Origin of the sequence: Gleimia hominis (assembly GCF_032085515.1) — a bacterium.
GTDB lineage: Bacteria > Actinomycetota > Actinomycetes > Actinomycetales > Actinomycetaceae > Gleimia > Gleimia hominis.
Genome location: NZ_JASXSX010000001.1, coordinates 1,172,773 through 1,193,836 on the forward strand (window position 1 = coordinate 1,172,773; position 21,064 = coordinate 1,193,836).

Genomic DNA, 21,064 nt, shown 5'->3' on the forward strand with positions numbered 1-21,064 from the left:
TTGAGGGGCGCGCGAAGCTAACCGAAAAACCTGCTTGCGCGCGGTACTCGGGTGCGTTACTGAGTTTGGACGCTGAGGACGTGGGCGACCCGCTCGCTGGGGTTCAGGCGGATGAAGTTCGACTCACCCCACGCGTATTGCGCACCATCTAACTCGTCACGGACCTGCAGGGTGGGGCCGGACGTGCCGTAAGAAACGGTGGCGCCCAGGTTGTTAAGGTCCAGGTTCACAGCGCCCACAACTTCGTTGTGAGGATCCAGGTTGACCACGACGATCACGGTGTCTTCTTTGCCGGTGGGGGAGAACTGTGCGGGCACGTGTCGGGAGAAGCACAGGAGCCGGTCGTCCGTGGTTTCGTGCACGTTGATGCGGTGCAGTTGTGTGAGCGCCGGATGGTGTTTGCGCGCGGTGTTCAACTGGGTCAGTAAAGTTGCTAACCCGTGTTGGTCCGCGTCCTCCCACGGGCGGGGGCGGAACTCGTATTTTTCGTTATCAATCTGTTCCTCAAACCCGGGTCGCTGCACGTTCTCAACGAACTCGTAACCGGAGTAAATCCCCCACGTGGGACTCGCGGTAGCGGCGAGGACCGCGCGGATCGCAAATATTTCCGCGCCTCCGGTGGTCATTTGCGGCGTGAGGATATCGTGCGTGGTGGGCCAGAACGCGGGCCGCAGCAGGTGCGCTGTCTGGGTGGAAACCTCCACGAAATAATCCAACAGTTCCTGCTTTTCGGTGCGCCACGCGAAATACGTGTAAGACTGATGGAAACCAATCGCACCTAACGTACGCATCATGGCGGGGCGGGTAAACGCTTCCGCCAAGAACACTACTTCCGGGTGAATGGCACGGATATCGGCTAGGAACCGCTGCCAAAAACTCAGCGGTTTCGTGTGCGGGTTGTCGACGCGGAAAATGGTGACGCCATGGTCAATCCATTTGAGTACTACGGCCCGCACCGCTTCGTAAATGCCCTCCGGATCATTGTCGAAGTTCAGGGGGTAAATGTCCTGGTATTTCTTCGGAGGGTTCTCTGCGTAAGCAATGGAACCGTCGGCGCGGGCCGAGAACCATTCGGGGTGTTCTTTTACCCACGGGTGGTCTGGGCTGCATTGTAGTGCCAGGTCGAGGGCCACTTCCATGTCGAGTTCGCGGGCGCGGGCAACGAGGCGGTCGAAGTCCTCGAAAGTCCCTAAATCCGCGTGGATCGCGTCGTGCCCGCCGTCGCCTGCACCGATTCCGTACGGTGACCCCGGGTCGTCCGGGTGGGCATCGAGCGTGTTGTTGCGCCCCTTGCGGAACGTGGCGCCGATCGGGTGGATGGGCGTTAGGTAGATGACGTCGAATCCCATCTTGGCGATGCGCGGCAGGGCGTTAGCCGCCTCGGTGAGGGTACCGGAAACCCACTGGCCGTCCGCGTTCTTGTGGGCGCCGTAAGAGCGAGGGAAGATTTCGTACCAGCTGCCCACCAGGGCGCGTTTGCGGTCTACCTGCAGGGGGTATTTGCGGGATTTGCCGGTTAGCTCACGCAGGGGAGTGTCGCGAAACACGGCGCGCACCTGCGTGCTTAAACCAGCGGACAGGCGGCGTTGCGCGGCGGCGCTGGGGTCACGTAGGCGCGCTGCTGCGTCGAGGAGGATTTTTTGTGATTCCTTAGGTGGTTTCGGTGCCCGCCCCCGCGGCCGGGGTTTCCCAGCGGCTGCGCGTTCCATGAGGCGCGCCCCTTCTTCGAGGGTGAGTTCCACATCCGTGTCCGCCGCGATTTTTATGGCCGCGTCGTGCGTCCACGAAGCATATGGGTCAGACCAGGTTTCAATATAGAAGCACCAGTCACCGGGCGTGTCGGGCATGAGCCACGCTTCGTATCGGTCGAGCCCCGGGGCGATGTCGTGCATGGGGGCGCGCATGTGTTCTTTGCCGTTTGGATCCACCAGCACGGCTTCAACTCCGAGTGCGTCGTGCCCCTCACGAAAAACCGTGGCCCGCACCGGAAACGATTCCCCTTCGGTGGCTTTCGCGGCCCATAAACCGTCTTCTACTGACGGGAAGATTTCCGTGACTGGGATTCGGGGGATTCGCGCGCGGGGCGGAACCGGGTTCTTGCGGCGGACGACCTTCTTCGAAGCCTGCGACATCTGGGTGCTCCTTAGGTTGACGTACTCTCAACCCCAGTTTAGGGAAAAATGTCTGCAAAATCTCACGCGCATCTCGTCAGCCTCGCCTGCGTTTGCTAGTTGCGTCGCTTTGCGTTGTGTCATAGCGCCAGCCAGTTAGCCGTCTAGTGGTCGCGCAAGCGCCGTCTAGTAGTAGTGCGTGCACGCGCCTCGGGTGGGTCTAATTGTCGCGCGCCCTGGGAGGCCTTAGTAGTGGGGGCTTGTTAAGCCTTAGTAGTAGCGCATGTGCATGGCTTCGCGCACGTCCGCCAGGGTCGCTTCCGCCACCTCGTTGGCGCGTTCGTTGCCGGCGCGCAGAATCTCCAGTAGGTAATCCTCGTTTTGCTCCAGTTCCGCGCGTTTAGCCCGCATGGGCTCTAGATACGTGTTGAGGTCCTCGGTCACTCGATTCTTCAATGCACCGCCCCCGCCGTCACCGATTTGGTCGGCAATTTCGCGCGGGTCCTCACCGGACGCCATAGATGCCAGGAGCAGCAAGTTCGATACTTCTGGGCGGTTCACCGGGTCGTACGTAATATTGCGGTCCGCATCCGTTTTTGCTTTCTTGAGGCGCTTGGCAGTCTCGTCTGCACTCATGCGCAGCTCGATGGTGTTGCCACGGGACTTGGACATTTTCTCGCCGTCCAGGCCAAGCACGTGGCGCGCGTTCGACAGGAGGGCGTCGGGGCGGCGGAACACCGGCTGGTCTTCGCGCACGCGTCCGTAGCGTTTGTCGAACCGGTTGGCGATCACGCGGGTTTGCTCTACGTGTGGCAGCTGGTCTTGACCCACGGGCACGAGGTTCGCGCGGCAGAACAAGATGTCGGCCGCCTGGTGCACGGGGTAGGTGAGGAGCAGGCCGCTCATGGCGCGCCCACCACTGGCTTCCAGCTCGGATTTAACAGTGGGGTTGCGGTGCAGTTCCGCTTCTGTAACGAGAGAGAGGAATGGGAGCATCAGCTGGTTCAGTGCCGGCACCGCGGAGTGCGTGAAGATCACGGTTTTCTTCGGGTCCATTCCCGCGGCTAAATAGTCGGTGAGTAGCGACAGGACGCGCTCACGCAGCGGCCCCACGCCGTCGCGGTCGGTGATTACCTGATAGTCGGCGATCAGCTGCCACAGTTCAATTCCCCGGTTTTGCAGTGTGACGCGCGACTGGATGGTGCCGAAGTAGTGCCCGAGGTGCAGGTGTCCCGTGGGTCGGTCGCCCGTGAGAATCCGAAACCGCGAGGGGTCTTTATCGATCTCACGTTCAATCTCTTGTGACCGTGCGATCGCCCGTTCTACGGTGGCGGACTGAGAAGATGCTTGCATACCGTTGTTACTCACGCCCTCCAGCTTACCTTACGGGCGTTCGGTTAAATACAGCTGCAGGGACTGCGGTTCCATGTGAATCGTCGTGCCCGGTTCCACGATGTCGCAGTACTGGTGGTTGGACGCGTCGGGCAACCCGCCTCCCTCAGAAGGGTTGACCCAAGACGAGTCGAACACCAGGCGGTAATTAATTCCCCGGCCTTTGCGCAAGTTCACGGTGGCCGTGTTGAGGGTCGCGTTGAACACAACTAGTAGGTCGCAGTCATTCCACGGTTTTCCCGAACGCGAGAACTGCAGTACCCGATGCGCGGGGTCGTGCCACTCGTGGGGATGCAAGCGGTGGTTGTCAGCGGTGCGCCACGACAGATCTTCGAGTTCATCATCGGGTTGTCTGCTCCCACTGGCGAACGCGTTCGGGCGCATCACGGGGTGGTTGCGGCGCAGTGCAATCAGGTAGCGCGCGGTGTCGAACAGGTCGCGTTGCCACGTGTCTAAATCCCAGTTGATCCACGAAATGGGGGAGTCTTGACAGTACGCATTGTTGTTTCCGTTTTGGGTGCGGCCAATCTCGTCGCCGGCCACAATCATGGGGGTACCAACGGAAAACAGGAGGGTTGCGAGCAGGTTACGGATGGACCTCTCCCGCGGGTAGAAAACAGCGTCGAGCATCGGGTCGTGCCGGTAGCTGGCCTGCGTGTTTTCAGATTTACCGGCCCTTGGGTGGCCTTCTAACCCGTGGTTCCAAGACAGGTTCCGGCTGGTGCCGTCTTGATTATTCTCCCCGTTCGCGTAGTTGTTTTTGTGGTTAAATGCCGTCAGGTCGGCGAGCGTGAAGCCGTCGTGCGCGGTGATGAAGTTCAGTGATGACCTTGAGGGACGCGGGTGTCCATTGGTTTCGCCAAACAGGTCCGCGGACCCAGAAATGCGGGTGGCGATATCATTTGGCCCCTGGGTGGTTTCACCGCGTTCTAGGTTTGCAAAATCGGCGAGCCAGAACCCGCGGATGGTGTCGCGGTACCGGTCGTTCCATTCGCTCCACGGCAGGGGGAAGTTACCGGTTTGCCACCCTCCGGGGCCAATGTCCCACGGTTCTGCGATTAGCTTTTTGGTTTTCAGCAGTGGATCTGCGGCTAGGGCCATGAAGAAGGGGTGGCGGGGCGTGTACCCGTCGGCGTAGCGGCCCAGCGTGCTGGCGAGGTCGAATCGGAACCCGTCCACTCCCATTTCGCCCGCCCAGTACCTCAGGGAATCGAGGGTCATCTCGAGTACGCGCGCTTCGTCGAAGTTAACGGTGTTGCCACACCCGGTGTCGTCAATGCCGACTACGGGGCGGTTTTGGGTGTGCCGGTAGTAAGTGTTTTGGCTGAAGCCGCGCCAGCTGAGCATAGGGCCGGTTAGCCCACCTTCGCACGTGTGGTTGTAGACGACGTCGAGAATCACTTCGATTCCCGCTTCGTGCAGCAGCGACACCATGCCTTTGAATTCTTCGGCCACGGCGCCAGCCCCGTTTGCGCGCGCCCCCGGGCTTGCGAGGGAGGGTTCTGGAGTGAAGAACGACAGCGTGGAGTACCCCCAGTAGTTCGTCATACCTTTTTGCTGCAAGAAAGGTTCGTCCCACTTCGCGTGTACCGGCAGTAGTTCCACCGCCGTGACCCCTAGGGATTTGAGGTGCGAAATCGCCTGAGGGTGCGCCAACCCCGCGTACGAACCCCGCAGTGCGGCGGGTACCCCCGGCATGTTCTTAGTGAAACCCTTCACGTGCAGTTCGTAAACGACGGTTTCATCCCAGCTGGTGCTCGGACCCGCGGCCACTTCAAACGTGTCTTCCACCACCACGGACCGGCCCTGGTATGGAGCGGAATCCTCAAGATCTGGCTGCAACTGGCCGGGTAGGGGCGTGAACTGCGAATCCACCCGGTGGGCGTACAGCGCTGGGTGGAGCTGCACTTCGCGTTCTAAACCGCGCCCGTACGGGTCCAGCAGAAGCTTGTGCGGATTGTAAACCAGCCCGCCATCGGGATCCCACGGGCCACTCACCCGATACCCGTATTGAGTGCCGCCGCCGACACCGCTCTTATGTGCACTCCACAGGCCACCTTCGTGGGGGTGCATGCGGTAGCGCACCTCGGTTTCTTGCGCGCGGCCACCTGGTTCCTGGGCAATACCGTCTGCAAAGTCGGCGTCGCTACCCGCCGCTTGCGAATCGTCAGAGGAGAAAATGCACAGTTCTACCGCGGTCGCACCCGGCGCGGCAACCACGAAATCCACCCCTCCGTCACGCAAAAAGGCGCCCTGCTGCGTGGAGTCGATTGCCGGGGGAAGGGTTGCGCGTGCACACTCCCAACTATCAGTGGGGCAGTGGTGATCCTGAGAACTCATTTACTCCATCTCTTAGTGGTTAAGATAACTAACCGCCCGCGCCAGGTATGCTCGGACCGCTCGTATCAATACGCATGTGTTACTACAACGGGCCGATAATACTCGATTCTGCCTCAAAGCGTGAAAAAAATACCACTTAACCATGTTGGTGGGTAAGGTGGGCACGTGCAAACGGGTGATACGCGCAATAACACGTTAGCCGAATATGTGGCACTGTAGAGAGTATGAGAATTCTTGTATGCATTAAACACGTGCCCGACGCGCAGTCGGACCGTCGAATCGAGGAAGGCCGGTTGGTCCGTGGGGAAGATGACACCCTCAACGAACTCGACGAAAATGCCTTGGAAGCCGCCGTACAGCTCGTAGAAGAGCGCGGTGGGGAAGTAATCGCACTCAGCATGGGGCCTGAAGATGCCGAAGAGTCCGCGCGTTTCGCACTGCAAAAAGGAGCGGACCGCGCCGTGCTGATAACTGACGAGCGCCTCGTTGGCACAGACGTGGTGGGGACCGCCCACGTGCTCGCCGCTGCATACCAGCAGCTCAGTGCGGAAGGGCCGATTGACCTCGTGTTAACCGGCATGTCTTCCCTAGATGGGATGACGTCCCTGCTGCCCGCCGCGTTGGCTACCCTCATTGAAAAACCGTATTTGAGCCTGGCCCACGAACTCTCGGTAGCAGACGAACGGGTCCACATCCGCCGGTCCGCAGACGGGTACGACGACGAACTCAGTGCCGCACTGCCCGCAGTCGTGTCGGTAACCGACCAGGTGAACGAACCGCGCTACCCGAACTTCCGCGCCATGCGCGCCGCCCGGAAGAAACCGCTGGATCACTGGAGCCTAGATGACCTGGCGAACTTTGAGGCGTTTGACACCGTGGGTGGCGGCGGAGGCTCAGTCCAAATCCTAGAAGCCGAACAGGCACCCGCCCGTGTCGGCGGGGATGTTGTGGAGGACACCGGTGGTAATGGGGCCGAGCTGCTCACCGATTTCATCGTGGAGGTAATGAAGTAATGCCCGCTCAACTACTTGAAAACCACTCAGAAAAACTCGACGCACCGGTACTGGTGTTGACCGACCACTCCGGGAATACCGAACAGGGATACGTCTTGAGTGAAGCGTCAAAACAGATACTTACGCTGGCGCACGCACTGACTAACCAGGCGGTGGACGCCGTAGCGCTCAACGACGCGCCCGACACCCAGGCGCTGACCGAATTTGGGGTCCGCACCGTGTACGCGGCGAATCTAACATCCTCATCCGCACGCGTCGGTGCCGCAGTGGTGGACGCGGCACTGGCGGCGTTCAAGGCAGACGCGTACGGGTTGATCCTCAACGTCGCCAACTACCGGGGGCGCGAAGTGGCCGCGGGACTGGCGGTTAAACTCCGCACTGGGGTGGCGGCGGACGTAACTGAATGCGTCGTTCAAGACGGCAAAGTGGTTGCTGCCAAACCCGTGTTAGCCGGGGCGTGGAACAGTATTTTTGAGGTCCGTGGCACCGCCCCAGTGGTTTCCGTGCGCCCGTCCTCAGTGGAAGCGAAACCACAACCAGCACCCGCCGCCACGAACGTGGAGCCGCTGGACGTTACCTACTCTGACAGTGCCCGCGCCGTGTCCGTCGACCAGTCCGTCCCAGAAGCCAGCTCGGGGAACGTGCCCCTGCCAGAAGCGGACGTGGTGGTCGTCGGCGGCCGCGGCGTGGAAGGGGACTTCACTGCCGCCGAGGAGCTCGCGGACCTACTTGGCGGGGCAGTTGGGGCAACCCGCGTGGCCTGCGATGAAGAGTGGATTGACCGCAGCGCCCAAGTGGGGCAAACCGGGGTTTCCATCGCTCCGAAACTGTACATTGGACTGGGCGTGTCGGGAGCGATCCACCACGTTACCGGTATCCAAGCGGCCGAGAAGATCGTGGCGATTTGCGATGATCCCGACGCCCCGATTTTCGAAATCGCTGACTTGGGAATCGTGGGGACTGTGCAAGAGGTAGTGCCCGACCTAATTGAGCGGCTGCGGAACCGCTTGTGACGTACTTGGATAACGCGGCCACCACGCCGCTGCGCCCGCAGGCGCGGGATCGGTGGCTGGAGGTACAAGATTGGCTCCAAACCCACCCGGGGAACCCAAACGCGTTGCATTCCGGTGGGCGCGCAGCCCGGCGCCTATTAGAGGATGCCCGTGAGGCCGTGGCCCACCACCTGGGAGTAGAACGCCCCGAGGTGGTGTTCACCTCCGGTGCTACGGAATCTAACGCCCTCGCGATCGCGGGTGGGTTCCGCGCGATGAAAACGCGAACCGGGAGGAACCTGGTGCAGGTGTGCGCCGCGGACCACCCGTCTACGCGCAATCAACGCGGCGTAGTGGAACGCGAAGGCGGCCAGTGGCAAGTGCTTGACATAGACCGGGACACGCGCGTGCTCACTGACCAGGTGCAGTCAAACGCAGCCGTAATATCGGTGGCTTCGGTGTGCTCAGAAACGGGTGCGATCCAACCGATGGAGCAAATAAGTCAGGCGCGAGGTGGAGGCGCTGAGCGCCCCCTGTTGCACGTCGATGCCTCCCAAGCGATTCACACCGAGTCGATTGATGCGCGCGAACGCGACTGGGACCTGGTCACCGTAGCCGGCCACAAGGTCGGTGCCCCCGTTGGAGTTGGCGCCCTCGTGGTCCGCCGCGGCGTAAAGATATTGACCGACCGGCCCGGTGGAGACCAAGAGAACAAAGTGCGTTCGGGCACCCAGGACGTCGCGGGGGCGTGCGCGCTCGCGGCGGCGCTCGAAGCGGTTGCGCAAGAGCGGGACGCGTTGGTGCAGCGGTGTAAGAGATTTAAGGAACAGATCATTGCGCAGCTCCCAACGGGGGTGCATCCAACGCTTGCCACCGGCCCGGTTGCGCCCACGATTTTGCACCTATCTGTACCCACGGCGCATCCGGAAGCGGTGCTGCTCGGGTTAGACCGCGTGGGCATCATGGCGTCCGCGGGTTCGGCATGTCACGCGGGTGTGACCCGTCCCTCTGAGGTATTGCTCGCAGCTGGCCGCTGTGAACGAGAAGCATTAGGGGTACTTCGGGTATCGTTTGGTCCGTTGACGACAATGGCGGACGTGGAAGCACTCTCGGCGGTTTTGCCCGAAGTGATTGCCACAGCCCAGCAGTTAGATGCGTTGGACCACTAACGGACGGCGCATTAGATAGGTAAACGATAGCTGGAGCGCTAGACGATAGTTGGATCGCTAAACGATGGAGGAGGTCGCGTACGTATGCGCGTGTTAGCAGCATTATCAGGTGGGGTGGATTCAGCTGTGGCGGCAGCACGCGCAGTAGATGCCGGCCACGAGGTAACCGCCGTCCACATGGCCCTGTCGTCGAACCCACAGTCTTGCCGCGTGGGCGCGCGCGGATGCTGTTCTTTAGAGGATTCAGTGGATGCTGCGCGGGCCGCTGAGGTACTGGGGATCCCCTATTACGTGTGGGATTTAGCGGAGGAGTTCGAGCAAACAGTTGTGGAGGACTTTGTCGAACAGTACCGCATGGGCCGCACCCCGAACCCGTGCGTGCGGTGCAACGAGTTCGTGAAGTTCCGCGAACTGGCTATGCGGGCGAAAGCGCTTGGTTTTGACGCGGTCTGCACGGGCCATTACGCGCGGATTGAGAACCACAACGGGTACCAGCTGTTGCGCGCCAGGGATTTGGATAAAGACCAAAGCTACGTGCTTGCAGTTATGGGGTCTGAAGAGCTTGCCCGTGTCATCCTTCCCCTCGGGGACGTGGGGTCAAAAGATGAGGTTCGGGCTGAAGCGGCGGAACGCGGTTTAGGGGTCTCACAAAAACCGGACTCATATGACATCTGCTTTATTCCCGACGGGGACACGCAGGGTTTCTTGCGGGCCAAACTGGGTGAATCCGCCGGTGACATCGTGGATGTCGAAGGTAACGTTTTGGGCCAGCACCGCGGTTACTTCGAGTACACGGTGGGCCAACGCAAGGGTCTGGGGATTGACCGGCCCGCTGCGGATGGGAAACCGCGCTACGTACTCGAAACCCGCCCGCAAAGCAACCAGGTGGTCGTGGGCCCGTCCACCCTGTTGTCTGTAAACGACATTGAGGCGGGTGAGCTCGTGTGGCTCGCCGCTGACGACGCGGGCGACGTGCGTACCCTTAAACCACACGCGATGGGTACCGATGGGGACGAGGCCCTGTACGCGCAGATGCGGGCACACGGTAAACCACAGTTGATTGAAGAGCTCACCGTAACCGATGGGCCCTTGGTAGGCGGGACGGCAAGTGCCTCAGGCACAGAAAAAACGCGGCAAGCCAACCGAAACGAAACCGGGGGTGGAAACGTGCGAATTAAACTCAGCGAAACAGTGCGTGGTATCGCAGCGGGGCAGTCCTTGGTTATCTACCGGGGGAATCGGATATTGGCGCACTCCGTGATCAACACCGCTTCGCGCAGCTAAGTTAAGATTTGCGTTCCGTAGGTGCAGTTACGCTAAACTGGTTGAGCCTAAGCGCGAGTGGCGGAATTGGTAGACGCGCTAGATTTAGGTTCTAGTGCCTTCGGGCGTAGGGGTTCAAGTCCCCTCTTGCGCACACTTAAAACCCCGGTTTAACCGGGGTTTTTCTTTTGTCGGTTTAAATTAGGTACCGGACGCTTATTGGGGTATGGACGGCATGAGGGGATGGAGCCGGTTGGCTTGTAGCCGATAAAAATCGCAATCTCACTTGAGTGTGAGACAATCGAAGCATGAGTAAGGTAGAACTAACTGAGGGGCAAGACGCCCCAGATTTCAAACTAGAATCCACCGAAGGAACAATAGAATTATCCACCGCGGTAGCGAACGCGCAAAACGGCGTTGTCGTCTACTTCTACCCGAAAGCATCCACCCCGGGGTGCACAACGGAAGCCTGCGACTTCAGAGACTCATTACAATCCCTGAAATCCGCAGGCTTCACCGTGATTGCCATTAGTTCCGACAAGATGCCGGCCTTAGAAAAGTTTAAGACCAAACAGTCGCTGAACTTCCCGCTCGCATCCGACCCCGATAAGCGCGTGCAAACCGAATGGGGGACGTGGGGAGAGAAAAAGAACTTCGGCAAACTTATTAAAGGACCGATCCGGTCCACGTTCGTGGTTGGTAAAGACGGTAAGATCCAGTACGCTCGCTACGGGGTGCGCGCCAAAGGGCACGTGGCCCGCCTGCGCAAGGATCTTGGAATCGACTAGCGTAACCGGCGGGCGTAACGCTCCGCCGCACCTACCACGGTATTTAGTTCTTTCCCGTCTCGCATCCAGTCGGCCGGCGTGGCGTTATCCAGATCCGTGTTTGGTGTTACGAACCAGTGCCCGTTTTCAACGCTAGAGGCCACATCGTAGATGCGTCCCAGTACCTGGGCCATACCGGACACGATTTGGTGGTCGTCCGTTAACTGCCACACGGGGTATTTCCACGAACGCGTCCCCATGCGCACCCCCAGCAGACGGTACTCCTTGAGGGCCTTGTTGATTGCTTGGCGCGATATCCCCAACCAGTCCACCAGGTCCGCGGTGCCGCACGTGGGGCCTACCATGCTGTCTAACGTTGGACGCGTGTTGACGATGGACCCGACCATGCGAGCGGCTTCGTCGATCGTTTCTTTTGGGATAGCCTCCGTGCGCGCGCGCTGTGTGAGTACCTTACCGATCGAATCCAATAGGTTCTCTTCACTAGGATGGAGATCTCTCACTCGAAACTACCTTTCAAGCACCAGCAGTGCGGTATTCGTATGTGGCTACTGTGTAAAAGCTCCAGCGAGCCTGGCGTTCCAGGCTACCAGCCGGTTTAGCATACGCTCATTTTTGCAGGTGAAGCGCGTTTTCGCTAATCCGCTGCTTGCTATTATTAGCTGCGTCCAACGCCTTCAGTGAAGGCAATGAAACCATTAGCCTGGATTATAGAAGGGGTTAACTGGTAGTCACCGGGAGTCATAAAACGGGAACCAGTGATGTGTGATGGGGTGCGCCATGAGGGAATCGAACCCCCAACCCACTGGTTAAGAGCCAGTTGCTCTGCCGATTGAGCTAATGGCGCGTACCAAGCAAGATTAATGCCTGGTCGGTGCGCCATGAGGGAATCGAACCCCCAACCCACTGGTTAAGAGCCAGTTGCTCTGCCGATTGAGCTAATGGCGCGTCCGTAGAAATATCTTACTCACCGGCGTGGATAAACTACAAATCACTTTTGTGAGTTTTGGGGCACATTATTGCCCCGAGGTGGTGGTCGTCTACCAGGTGCGTTGGCGTAAACTTGAGTGGTGCAACCGCGCGGATTGCGTATGCACGCTGAGTCGCGTTAAGCCTACTTCTTGAACCGGGAGGACTAATCGCGACTCGGATTTGGACAGTTACGAACGAGTGGACAGTTACAAACTAGTGGGGAGTGCCGTGTTGAAAGACCTTGAGGGATACTCGGTGGGGTCGCTAACGCGGCCTCAGCAGATTGTGGTGCTGGTGGCGGGGCTGGTGGGTGCGCTCGCCAGTGTGGCGCTTTTGCAGTCAGAGTTGGGGGTGCTTTCGGCACCCGAGCAGCAGCTGGGGTGCGATATTAACTCGTTAGTTACTTGCGCTAAATCGCTTGGGTCCGCCCAGGGGCACGTGCTGGGCGTTCCGAACTCCGTGCTGGGCATCATCGCGTTCACAGTGCTTAGCGTAATCGCGCTGCTGGAGCTGCTGGGCACGCAAATACCGCGAATCGTCGTCTTGGGAGTTGCCCTTGGGTGCGCGGCTGGGTTCGGGGCGATCGGATGGTTCATCTACGTGTCGGTGGCGCAACTCGGGGTGCTATGCCCCTACTGCATGGTCACCTGGTCGGCTGCAATCTGGGTCGGATGCATTTGGATGCCGCGTGCTTTTGAACCGAATCCGAATGCGCGTTTGCTGCGCGGATACTGGTGGCTCACGGGGATTGCGCTCCACCTCGTGGTACTTCTCGTATTGGTGTTAACCATGATGGACAAAATCCAGGCACTACTGTGATCCCTCACAATAGTGCCCGATTCTGCGTCGTAGCTGTAACTACGGTTCCCTATGAGCTTGCCTTCAAGTAGGTCTGCAGTTTGACGATTCTGCCTGTTAGCAGTCCTGCGGGTTAGTCCAGTTCTGGCGAATCAATTACGATCGGCACGTTGTCCTCATGTCCCATTTCTTTGAGCTGGGCTCGTAGTGCGGACGTGGACGCTTCGAGTTTGCGTTCAGAAATCTTGCGGGCTTTCGACAGGTCCAGGTCGGCCTCGCAGGTGAGGGGGATGACGTGCATGTGCACGTGCGGGACCTCAAAGCCGGCAATTGTTAGGCCAGCGCGGTCACATTCGAAGGTCTTTGTTTGTGCCTGGCCGATTAGCTGCGCTACCTTAGCCAGGTGGGCTAGTTCGTCCGCGGGCATCTGCGTCCACGCGGAGTATGCTTTGCGCGGTACGACGAGCATGTGCCCGGGGTTAATTGGCTCGTGGGTTGCGAATACGACGCACAAATCGTCGGCGTAAGCGAACTTGGCGGGTAGGTTTCCGGCGATGATTTCTTCAAAAACAGTCATGCAGTTAGTGTCTCATTCTTTTCTTTCGCCATGAGGGGACTTAGGGCGGCACCTGTGGATACAACCTGCCCGTGATGATAGTCTGGAAGAGCTATAGGGCTTTGAGATACAAAAGCGATCGCAGCTAAATAGTGCATGTAATAACCAAATTGTTTAGGGAGCGGTCGGTTTTGCCCTCGCAAGTCGATCTCAATAAAGGAGGAGATTATGGCGAAGTTTGACGCAGTAGTTGAAGAATCACTACAGCAAACACTGGTAGACCTAATCGAGCTGGAGCTACAGGCAAAGCAGGCTCACTGGAACATTAAGGGCGCACGCTTCCGCGCGTTGCACCTGGCGTTGGATGAGATTGTTTCTCTGGTCCGCACCGACCTGGATGAGGTTGCTGAGCGCCTCGCGACAATTGGTGGCAACCCCGATGGCCGCTCCGCTACGGTATCGAAGACCACGTCTTTGGATGAGATTGAAAACGGTGACCTTTCCGTAGACAAGACGTACCAGCTGATGGCAGAGAAGGTGCAGGCTGTGTGCGATAAGGTTCGGGAGAACCTGGGTGCTGCCGACGACGCCGATCCGATTACCGGTGACCTACTGATCAGCGTTGTTTCTGGTTTGGAACAGCAGGCCTGGTTCCTGCGTGCAGCCACCGAATAATCGGTGCAACGCTGCATCTAGCTCGATGATTCTTAGCATAGAGATTTAGGTTCTTAGCAAAAGAACCTATTCACACGAAATCTAGCTAGGAGTTCGCTAGAAGTTACAAAGCTAGAAGTTACAAAGACAGGTAGGGTCCGCTCATACGGACCCTACCTCTTTTATTACCACCCGGCTCCGTATAGCCGCTTCTCCTGGGTCTCACGTTTCACTTTGGGAGTCAAATGCGCCTCGGGGTTGGGCACTGGCACAAACCCCCGATCCGAGGGCGGTACCCGGGCGAACCTGCACATGTGGACAGGTATGATGTGGCGGGCGCATTGCGGTAGTCTGAGAGGCGTTAAAGACCGAGAAGAGGAGAACATGAGCGAAGCTACGGACACTACTCCCCATCGTTACGACCAGCATTTGGCGGGGGAGATTGAACAGCGGTGGCAAGACCAGTGGAAACGTTCAGGAGCGTTCTACGCGGACAACCCCGTGGGTGACCTAGCTGGCTCGCTGGCAAGTAAGAAACCGTACTACCTGCTTGACATGTTCCCCTTCCCGTCGGGCGCTGGCCTGCACGTTGGGCACCCTCTGGGGTATATCGCTACGGACACGATGGCGCGCTACCACCGGATGAAAGGTGAGAACGTGCTGTACACCATGGGGTTTGACGCGTTTGGTTTACCCGCGGAGCAGTACGCGATCTCCACCGGGCAGCACCCGCGCGTAACTACGGATCAGAACGTGGCGAACATGCGTCGCCAGCTGCGCCGCATTGGGCTTTCGCACGATTCGCGCCGGTCGTTCCAGACTACGGATTCGGACTACGTGAAGTGGACGCAGTGGATTTTCCTCAAAATCTACAACTCTTTCTACGACGAGAACGCGGTTGCGCCCGACGGTTCCCAAGGCGCGGCCCGGCCGATTACACAGTTGCGTGACGAGTTCGCCTCCGGTGCCCGCGAAACCGGTGGAAAACCTTGGGATCAGATGGATGAGGGCGAGCGCGGGGAACTGCTCGACCAGTACCGCTTGGCGTACGTGGCAGAAGCGCCCGTCAACTGGTGTCCGGGTTTAGGTACGGTGCTTGCAGATGAGGAAGTTACTAACGAAGGCCGGTCTGAGCGCGGTAACTACCCGGTTTTCAAATCTCGATTGCGCCAGTGGATGATGCGCATAACTGCGTATGCTTCCAGGCTGGCGGATGATCTGGAGACCGTGGATTGGCCACATAAGGTGGTTGCGCAGCAGCGGAATTGGATTGGTCGCTCTCACGGCGCGTACGTGCACTTTGCGGTCGCGCCGAATCAGGGGAGTGCGCTGGAGCAGTTGGAAGTGTTCACCACGCGGCCAGACACACTGTTTGGTGCCACATTCATGGTGGTTGCCCCCGAACACCCGCTTGTGGGCACAGATTCGGTTACCGTGCCAGATTCTTGGCCTGAGGGCACGCGGGCAGCCTGGACGGGTGGTTACGCTAGCCCGCGTGAAGCGGTGCAGAGTTACCGCGATTGGGCGGCTGCGCGTACGGAAGAGGAACGCACTGCAGATGGTGGGCAGAAAACCGGGGTGTTCACCGGGATATTTGGGACGAACCCGGTAAATGGGAAGCAGATTCCAGTTTTCATTGCCGACTATGTCCTAATGGGGTACGGCACCGGAGCGATTATGGCGGTGCCAGCTCATGACGAACGTGACTACGATTTTGCGAAACAGTTCGATCTGGATATTGTCACCACGATTCAGCCGGGGCCGGACCATGAGGAAGGCGCGTGGACGGGCGATGGGCAGATCGTGAACTCTGCCAATGACGCGATTAACCTCAATGGTTTAGATAAGGCGCATGCGATCGAGAAGGTGACGCAATGGCTGGATAGCGCCGGAGTGGGCCGCGCCGCTACAACGTTCCGGTTGCGTGACTGGTTGTTCTCGCGCCAGCGGTACTGGGGGGAGCCGTTCCCAGTGGTTTACGACGAGCAGGGGCGGGCGCATGCTTTACCACAGTCGCATTTACCAGTTACATTGCCGGAGGTCGATGACTTCCGTCCGCGCACATTCGACCCGGATGATGCGAACTCTTCGCCCGAAGCGTCGCTCGGCCGGGCGCGCGACTGGGTGGAGGTGGAGCTGGACCTCGGGGATGGGCTAAAAACCTACCATCGGGATACGAATACGATGCCGAACTGGGCGGGGTCCTGCTGGTACGAACTGCGGTACGCAGATCCTCATAATGAAGAAATGCTGATTGATCCGCAAAACGAGCAGTACTGGATGGGGCCGCGCCGCGACGGGGAATCTGGTGGTACGGACCTGTACGTTGGGGGTGTGGAGCATGCGGTGCTGCACTTACTGTACGCGCGGTTCTGGCATAAGGTACTGTTTGACCTCGGCTATGTGTCTTCTTCAGAGCCGTTCCATAAGCTGTTCAACCAGGGGTACGTGCAGGGCTACGCGTTCACAGATGCGCGCGGGCAGTACGTGCCCGCCGCTGAGGTTGAGGGGGATGAGCAAACCGGCTGGACGTACCGGGGGGAAACCGTTGAGCGTGAATACGGGAAGATTGGTAAGTCCCTCAAGAACGTGATAAGCCCAGACGAGATTTGTGACGAATACGGGGCGGACACGTTCCGGCTGTACGAAATGTCGATGGGGCCGCTGGAGATCTCTCGGCCGTGGGATACGCGGGCGGTAGTTGGGTCGTACCGATTCTTGCAACGCTTGTGGCGCAATGCGATAGATGAGAAAACTGGTGCGCTTACCGTGTCGGAAGAGCCAGCAGACCTGAAAACGCGCAAACTGGTGGCCCGCACTATTCACGAGGTCACGGACGAGTACGAGCACATGCGTTTGAACACGGCGGCCGCCCGCATGATCGTGTTGAATAACCACCTGACCGGGTTGAAGCAGGTGCCGCGTGAGGCGATGGAACCACTCGTTTTGATGGTTGCGCCGCTGGCTCCGCACATTGCGGAGGAGCTTTGGCAGCGGCTTGGGCACACGCAGTCACTCACGCGCGAGCCCTTCCCAGTCGTTACAGACGAGTCACTGCTGGAAGAGGATGCGGTCACGTGCGTGGTGCAGATAGCCGGTAAAGTTCGGGCGCGGCTGGAAGTGAAACCTTCTATTGATGAGGATGAGCTAAGACAACTGGCGCTCGAAACTGAGGCAGCTCAAAAAGCGCTGGGTGGGCGGGAGCCACTGAAAGTAATTGTGCGGGCTCCGAAACTGGTCAGCATCGTCCTTCCTAAGTAGCGGCCCGGGCACTGGCGCGTCGCGGCCTCCTGGGTGCGTTTACGGTGGTTGCCTGGGCGCGCTTACGCATGCCCGAGCAAGGAATCGCCGGTGCCCTGCTGTCGCATGCCCAAGTAAGGCCCCGGCCGGCCAGTTAGGGGATTTGCGGGTACCCGATGGCTGCGTGGTGGAGCCCGTCTTCGCTGGGGGACAGCAGCCATTGCCGGATTCCGCTTAGCATCTCGTGGTCTAGCGGAACCGGGGTGCTAGCGGTATTTAACACCACTGTTAGTGCCTGCCCGTTAGCCCCCTTACTGCTGTAGCGGATTTGTTCGTTATCGAGGTACTCCACGTGCGTGCGCGCGGTCATTAACCACGGATGCTGCGCCCGTAATGCAACGAGTTCCTTGTATGCCCTCAAGAATTCTTTCTCGCGCGCATTCCAAGCCGCGTTCTTAAGCGAATCGGGCAGTGGGGGGCGGATTGCGTCGTCCCCGCCGAGGCGCTCCTCTTTTACACCACCCCAACCGAACTCATCGCCGTAGTAGATTGATGGGATTCCGCCTACCGTGAAAAGAATGACTGCGGCGGTAAGAGCCTGCGCGTCCCCGTGAACTTGCGACACGATCCGGGTTACGTCGTGGTTAGACACAAATGTTTGCGGCACAAACGTGTCTAGGAACTCGTTGTGCCGGCGCAGCGTCCAATCCAGTTCGAAGAAGTTCCGTTCGCGCAAACTAGACCACGTTGCTTTCCACAGTTCGTATTCCGTGAGGGAATCCCACCCGGATGCCCGCACCAGCGCGGGGTAGTCGCCGTGAATAACTTCGCCGCAAAACCACGCTTTTGGAAACTGTTCGCGAACAGGTGGAAGGATCCGGGTCCACGTTGCCGGGTCGAGCGCGTATGCGGCATCTAACCGCCAGCCGTCTGCCCCGGCGTCCAGCCAGTAGGTCATGACCCGCTGAATATAGGTGAGCACCCCCGGGTGCTCATGATTCAACGCGGCGAGCCCGGTGTGTCCCTCAAACGTGTCGTACTGCGGAAGGGAACCGACGGACCACCCCTGCCAGTTGACGCGAAAGAAATCCGCGTACTCACTGCGCGGCCCGTTTTGCGCAAGATCCAGCAAGTACGGGTGGCGCGATCCCACGTGGTTAAACACGCCGTCCAACACTACTTTCAACCCCTTCGCGTGGGCAGCATGAACTAGGGTGCCGAAATCATCACGCGTTCCCAGGCGGGGGTCAATCGTGTAGTGGTCGACCGTGTCATACCCGTGCGAGTACGAATCGAAAATCGGGCCCAAAAGGATTCCTGTTGCTCCCAAGTTCGCGGCGTGATCGCACCAGGGAACCAAGTCCGCGAGGGTGTGGCGCGGCGGTGAATCCGGTTGCGTACCGTCCAACTTCGCGTTCACCGACGGGGTTCCTAAAGCACCCAGGGGGAAAACCTGCCACAATACTTCGCTGCGTTCCATGCTTCCATTGTCGCATTTTCAATGGGATACAGCCGATGGTAAGAATAGGGGTATGCCAGAAGGACACGTTCTCCACCGCCTTGCGCAGCGGTTTAACACCGATTTCACGGGGTGCGCACTCCAGATCTCGTCCCCGCAAGGGCGGTTCGAATCCGCGGCGAAGCAATTGTCGGGCCAGGCATTGACCCGAGCTTTTGCGCATGGAAAGCACCTGTTCCTCCAGTTCGGCGAGCGCTACATCCACATTCACTTGGGGTTGTATGGCAAGTGGGGCTTTGAATCGTTTGAGGGGCAGGTACCCGCCGCTGTCGGCCAAGTACGCCTGCAAATCATCCGCTCCGGAGAGGTTGCGAGCTTGCGCGGGCCAAATCGGTGTGAACTGGTCGAACGCGCCGAAGTGGAGGAAATACTGGCCAGGTTAGGGCCAGATCCACTGCATCAAAGCGAGGATTCGTGTGCGAGGTTTTGTGCGAATATTCGTCGCTCTTCGCGTGCAATTGGGGAACTGGTGATGGACCAGTCGGTAGTGGCCGGGCCAGGGAACATCTACCGCGCTGAAGCACTGTTCAGAGTGGGGATCTCTCCGTTCCGCGCCGGGAGCCGCACGGGTGAACGTCGCCTCATACGACTGTGGGACGACCTCGCAGAGCTGATGAGCGCGGGGGTGGACACGGGCATAATCACAACTGTTTCACCCACCGACCGGCCTGATCCAGCCTTGGAGTACGACCCGGAAGCCTCCCGGTTTTACGTGTATCACCGCACCGGCCGGCCCTGCCTGGTGTGCGGAACCCCAGTTAAGGAAAAACGCGTGGCAGGGCGGCGCCTATTCTGGTGCAGCCGATGCCAACGCTAGGACAGCGCTTCGAACCCGAGGTAGTCGTACAGCTGCGCTGCGCGCGTATACGCCTTGTTGAACCGCATTCCGATTGATGAGTACCCCAGGTCTCCGGCCCGGCTAGCGACCTCGCCAATTAGCGCAGTGGCGATCCCTTTTGACTGCACTTTGGGGTTGACAACTAGATCCACGATGAACGGTTCATCCTTCGGGAGGTCATCCCACGGGGGATCCACCGTGGTTAAGATTGCGCCTACGAGCTCGCCGTCTTGCCACGCACCGACAAAGAGGTTGTCGAGAACGCGTCCAAACGCGCCGGAGAAAGTCATGCGGAGCTCTTCAACGGCTTCCACTAGGTTTTCTGCTGTTTCGTCCGTGCCGTAGGCCACCAGGGTTAGCGAGGCGATTGCGGGAATGTCGAACCGGGTGAGTGTCGCAAGCTCTACCCCCGCCGGTTTTGATAATCCCGATAAGGCCTCCAGTTGGGCTTTTAATGTGAGTTGTGACATACCTCTACTTTATGCCCTTATATGCAGGTAATCACGCGTTTGAGGGATTAGCGGCGGGTTCCACCACCTCACGAGCTTGCCCGAACGGAATCTGGTTTCCACGCGCGTGCTTGTTCGAACAGAGTTTGTTTTCTATGCGCGAGCTTGCCTGAACGGAATCTGGTTTCCACCACCTCACGAGCCTGCCCGAACGGAATCTGGTTTCCACGCCCGAACCGCGGCTAGTTGAACGTCGTGGCGAGTTAAATGTAGAGGGTGGGGTCTATGATCAGGTCTGCGTTAGAGCATTCACTGGTGGCTGGTCGCAGTTTCGCTGGCACTCCAATTGCCACGTGGTCTGCGGGAACGTCTTTAACTACGACGGCGTTCGCCCCTACTTTTGCGCCCGAACCGATGGTGATGGGGCCGAGCACTTTGGCTCCCGCGCCGATCATCACGTTAGATTCCACAGTGGGGTGGCGTTTGCCCTGCGTCATGGAAACTCCGCCTAGGGTTACTCCGTGGAAAATCACGACATCATCGCCAATTAGCGTGGTTTGACCAATCACCACGCCAATCGCATGGTCGATAAAAACTCGCCGTCCGATTTGCGCCTCAGGGTGAATATCAACTGAAGTGAGCATCCGGGTGAGGGAAGAAACGATGCGGGCAAGTGTTTTCAAACCCCGTTCCCACAGGCCGTGGGAAATGCGGTACCCCCACAGGGCGTGCACGCCCGCGTAGGTGAGGGCCACTTCCAGTTTCGACCGCGCCGCCGGGTCCCGGTTCATGGCATTACGCAGGTCTTCGCGAATAAGCTCGCGGATCTTCAAGGTTTGGGACGCCACTGGTGTGTACTCTCTTCTCGTGTTCCGTACTTACGGTTCAGATTCTATCGGTCCTGCCCGGCAGCTGCGTCGAGGCAGTTACGACGGGTGAAGCGGGTTGTAATAGCCACGGGGTTGGTTGCGCA

General features: G+C 59.1%; 17 protein-coding genes and 3 tRNA genes. 10 read left to right on the plus strand and 10 right to left on the minus strand.

What is annotated here, in order from left to right; all coding sequences use genetic code 11:
- Nucleotides 1-56 precede the first annotated feature (56 nt).
- The 3 genes from QS713_RS04970 to glgX form a co-directional block, all read right to left on the minus strand.
- The gene (locus QS713_RS04970) at nt 57-2,132 is read right to left on the minus strand and encodes an alpha-1,4-glucan--maltose-1-phosphate maltosyltransferase (protein WP_313272958.1); all 2,076 of its coding nucleotides are present in this window, start codon (nt 2,130-2,132) and stop codon (nt 57-59) included.
- A gap of 249 nt (nt 2,133-2,381) precedes the next feature.
- A complete protein-coding gene (gene trpS / locus QS713_RS04975) occupies nt 2,382-3,464 on the minus strand; it encodes a tryptophan--tRNA ligase (RefSeq protein WP_313272960.1) in 1,083 nt (360 codons plus the stop codon).
- A gap of 30 nt (nt 3,465-3,494) precedes the next feature.
- Nucleotides 3,495-5,843: a glycogen debranching protein GlgX gene (glgX, locus tag QS713_RS04980; RefSeq protein ID WP_313272962.1), complete on the minus strand. Its 2,349-nt coding sequence runs from the start codon at nt 5,841-5,843 to the stop codon at nt 3,495-3,497.
- Between the two features lie 224 nt (nt 5,844-6,067).
- On the opposite strand from glgX, the gene QS713_RS04985 reads away from it, so the two are divergent.
- The 6 genes from QS713_RS04985 to QS713_RS05010 all read left to right on the plus strand — a co-directional run bounded on the left by QS713_RS04985 (nt 6,068) and on the right by QS713_RS05010 (nt 11,068).
- A complete protein-coding gene (locus QS713_RS04985) occupies nt 6,068-6,856 on the plus strand; it encodes an electron transfer flavoprotein subunit beta/FixA family protein (RefSeq protein ID WP_313272965.1) in 789 nt (262 codons plus the stop codon).
- On the plus strand, nt 6,856-7,869 hold the full coding sequence (locus QS713_RS04990) for an electron transfer flavoprotein subunit alpha/FixB family protein (protein ID WP_313272967.1): 1,014 nt from the start codon (nt 6,856-6,858) through the stop codon (nt 7,867-7,869). The genes QS713_RS04985 and QS713_RS04990 overlap by 1 nt, the downstream gene beginning before the upstream one ends.
- Nucleotides 7,866-9,017 (plus strand): cysteine desulfurase family protein, encoded by a 1,152-nt coding sequence (locus QS713_RS04995; protein ID WP_313272970.1) that lies wholly within the window; start codon nt 7,866-7,868, stop codon nt 9,015-9,017. The genes QS713_RS04990 and QS713_RS04995 overlap by 4 nt, the downstream gene beginning before the upstream one ends.
- A gap of 84 nt (nt 9,018-9,101) precedes the next feature.
- Entirely contained in the window at nt 9,102-10,301 is a 1,200-nt protein-coding gene (gene mnmA / locus QS713_RS05000; RefSeq protein ID WP_313272973.1) for a tRNA 2-thiouridine(34) synthase MnmA, read from the plus strand.
- A 51-nt stretch (nt 10,302-10,352) separates the two neighbouring features.
- A tRNA-Leu gene (locus tag QS713_RS05005) sits at nt 10,353-10,434 on the plus strand.
- A 154-nt stretch (nt 10,435-10,588) separates the two neighbouring features.
- Nucleotides 10,589-11,068, plus strand: coding sequence for a peroxiredoxin (locus QS713_RS05010; protein ID WP_313272974.1), 480 nt, complete (start codon nt 10,589-10,591; stop codon nt 11,066-11,068).
- Here the strand turns inward: QS713_RS05010 and QS713_RS05015 are convergent.
- The 3 genes from QS713_RS05015 to QS713_RS05025 form a co-directional block, all read right to left on the minus strand.
- A complete protein-coding gene (locus QS713_RS05015; protein WP_313272977.1) occupies nt 11,065-11,568 on the minus strand; it encodes a hypothetical protein in 504 nt (167 codons plus the stop codon). The two genes, QS713_RS05010 and QS713_RS05015, sit on opposite strands and share 4 nt — an antisense overlap.
- A gap of 271 nt (nt 11,569-11,839) precedes the next feature.
- Nucleotides 11,840-11,912 (minus strand) — tRNA-Lys (locus tag QS713_RS05020).
- Between the two features lie 28 nt (nt 11,913-11,940).
- Nucleotides 11,941-12,013: transfer RNA gene (locus QS713_RS05025), tRNA-Lys, on the minus strand.
- Between the two features lie 222 nt (nt 12,014-12,235).
- Between QS713_RS05025 and QS713_RS05030 the strand changes: the two genes are divergently transcribed.
- Complete coding sequence (locus QS713_RS05030; RefSeq protein ID WP_313272978.1) at nt 12,236-12,856, plus strand: vitamin K epoxide reductase family protein; 621 nt, start codon at nt 12,236-12,238, stop codon at nt 12,854-12,856.
- A gap of 112 nt (nt 12,857-12,968) precedes the next feature.
- On the opposite strand, the gene QS713_RS05035 is transcribed toward QS713_RS05030, so the two are convergent.
- Nucleotides 12,969-13,412, minus strand: coding sequence for an HIT family protein (locus tag QS713_RS05035; RefSeq protein ID WP_313272980.1), 444 nt, complete (start codon nt 13,410-13,412; stop codon nt 12,969-12,971).
- Between the two features lie 207 nt (nt 13,413-13,619).
- Between QS713_RS05035 and QS713_RS05040 the strand changes: the two genes are divergently transcribed.
- Both QS713_RS05040 and leuS read left to right on the plus strand, forming a co-directional pair.
- Nucleotides 13,620-14,066: a Dps family protein gene (locus QS713_RS05040; protein ID WP_313272981.1), complete on the plus strand. Its 447-nt coding sequence runs from the start codon at nt 13,620-13,622 to the stop codon at nt 14,064-14,066.
- A 363-nt stretch (nt 14,067-14,429) separates the two neighbouring features.
- The gene (leuS, locus tag QS713_RS05045; protein ID WP_313272983.1) at nt 14,430-17,306 is read left to right on the plus strand and encodes a leucine--tRNA ligase; all 2,877 of its coding nucleotides are present in this window, start codon (nt 14,430-14,432) and stop codon (nt 17,304-17,306) included.
- 133 nt (nt 17,307-17,439) lie between these two features.
- Here the strand turns inward: leuS and QS713_RS05050 are convergent, their stop codons facing one another.
- Complete coding sequence (locus QS713_RS05050) at nt 17,440-18,765, minus strand: alpha-amylase family glycosyl hydrolase (protein WP_313272986.1); 1,326 nt, start codon at nt 18,763-18,765, stop codon at nt 17,440-17,442.
- Nucleotides 18,766-18,817: 52 nt separating this feature from the next.
- Between QS713_RS05050 and QS713_RS05055 the strand changes: the two genes are divergently transcribed.
- Nucleotides 18,818-19,621, plus strand: a complete 804-nt coding sequence (locus QS713_RS05055) for an Fpg/Nei family DNA glycosylase (RefSeq protein ID WP_313272987.1) — start codon at nt 18,818-18,820, stop codon at nt 19,619-19,621.
- Here QS713_RS05055 and QS713_RS05060 read toward each other — a convergent pair.
- Both QS713_RS05060 and cysE read right to left on the minus strand, forming a co-directional pair.
- Nucleotides 19,618-20,112, minus strand: a complete 495-nt coding sequence (locus tag QS713_RS05060) for a GNAT family N-acetyltransferase (RefSeq protein WP_102215980.1) — start codon at nt 20,110-20,112, stop codon at nt 19,618-19,620. The two genes, QS713_RS05055 and QS713_RS05060, sit on opposite strands and share 4 nt — an antisense overlap.
- Before the next feature lie 242 nt (nt 20,113-20,354).
- Nucleotides 20,355-20,939: a serine O-acetyltransferase gene (gene cysE / locus QS713_RS05065; RefSeq protein WP_313272990.1), complete on the minus strand. Its 585-nt coding sequence runs from the start codon at nt 20,937-20,939 to the stop codon at nt 20,355-20,357.
- Nucleotides 20,940-21,064: the final 125 nt, after the last annotated feature.

Bases quoted from the DNA above. Each gene is read 5' to 3' on its own strand.
- trpS (WP_313272960.1), bottom strand. From the start codon at position 3,464: ATGCAAGCATCTTCTCAGTCCGCCACCGTAGAACGGGCGATCGCACGG.
- QS713_RS05010 (WP_313272974.1), top strand. From the start codon at position 10,589: ATGAGTAAGGTAGAACTAACTGAGGGGCAAGACGCCCCAGATTTCAAA.
- QS713_RS05050 (WP_313272986.1), bottom strand. From the start codon at position 18,765: ATGGAACGCAGCGAAGTATTGTGGCAGGTTTTCCCCCTGGGTGCTTTA.
- mnmA (WP_313272973.1), top strand. From the start codon at position 9,102: ATGCGCGTGTTAGCAGCATTATCAGGTGGGGTGGATTCAGCTGTGGCG.
- QS713_RS05060 (WP_102215980.1), bottom strand. From the start codon at position 20,112: ATGTCACAACTCACATTAAAAGCCCAACTGGAGGCCTTATCGGGATTA.
- QS713_RS04990 (WP_313272967.1), top strand. From the start codon at position 6,856: ATGCCCGCTCAACTACTTGAAAACCACTCAGAAAAACTCGACGCACCG.
- QS713_RS05040 (WP_313272981.1), top strand. From the start codon at position 13,620: ATGGCGAAGTTTGACGCAGTAGTTGAAGAATCACTACAGCAAACACTG.
- glgX (WP_313272962.1), bottom strand. From the start codon at position 5,843: ATGAGTTCTCAGGATCACCACTGCCCCACTGATAGTTGGGAGTGTGCA.
- QS713_RS05055 (WP_313272987.1), top strand. From the start codon at position 18,818: ATGCCAGAAGGACACGTTCTCCACCGCCTTGCGCAGCGGTTTAACACC.
- QS713_RS04970 (WP_313272958.1), bottom strand. From the start codon at position 2,132: ATGTCGCAGGCTTCGAAGAAGGTCGTCCGCCGCAAGAACCCGGTTCCG.
- leuS (WP_313272983.1), top strand. From the start codon at position 14,430: ATGAGCGAAGCTACGGACACTACTCCCCATCGTTACGACCAGCATTTG.
- QS713_RS05035 (WP_313272980.1), bottom strand. From the start codon at position 13,412: ATGACTGTTTTTGAAGAAATCATCGCCGGAAACCTACCCGCCAAGTTC.
- QS713_RS04985 (WP_313272965.1), top strand. From the start codon at position 6,068: ATGAGAATTCTTGTATGCATTAAACACGTGCCCGACGCGCAGTCGGAC.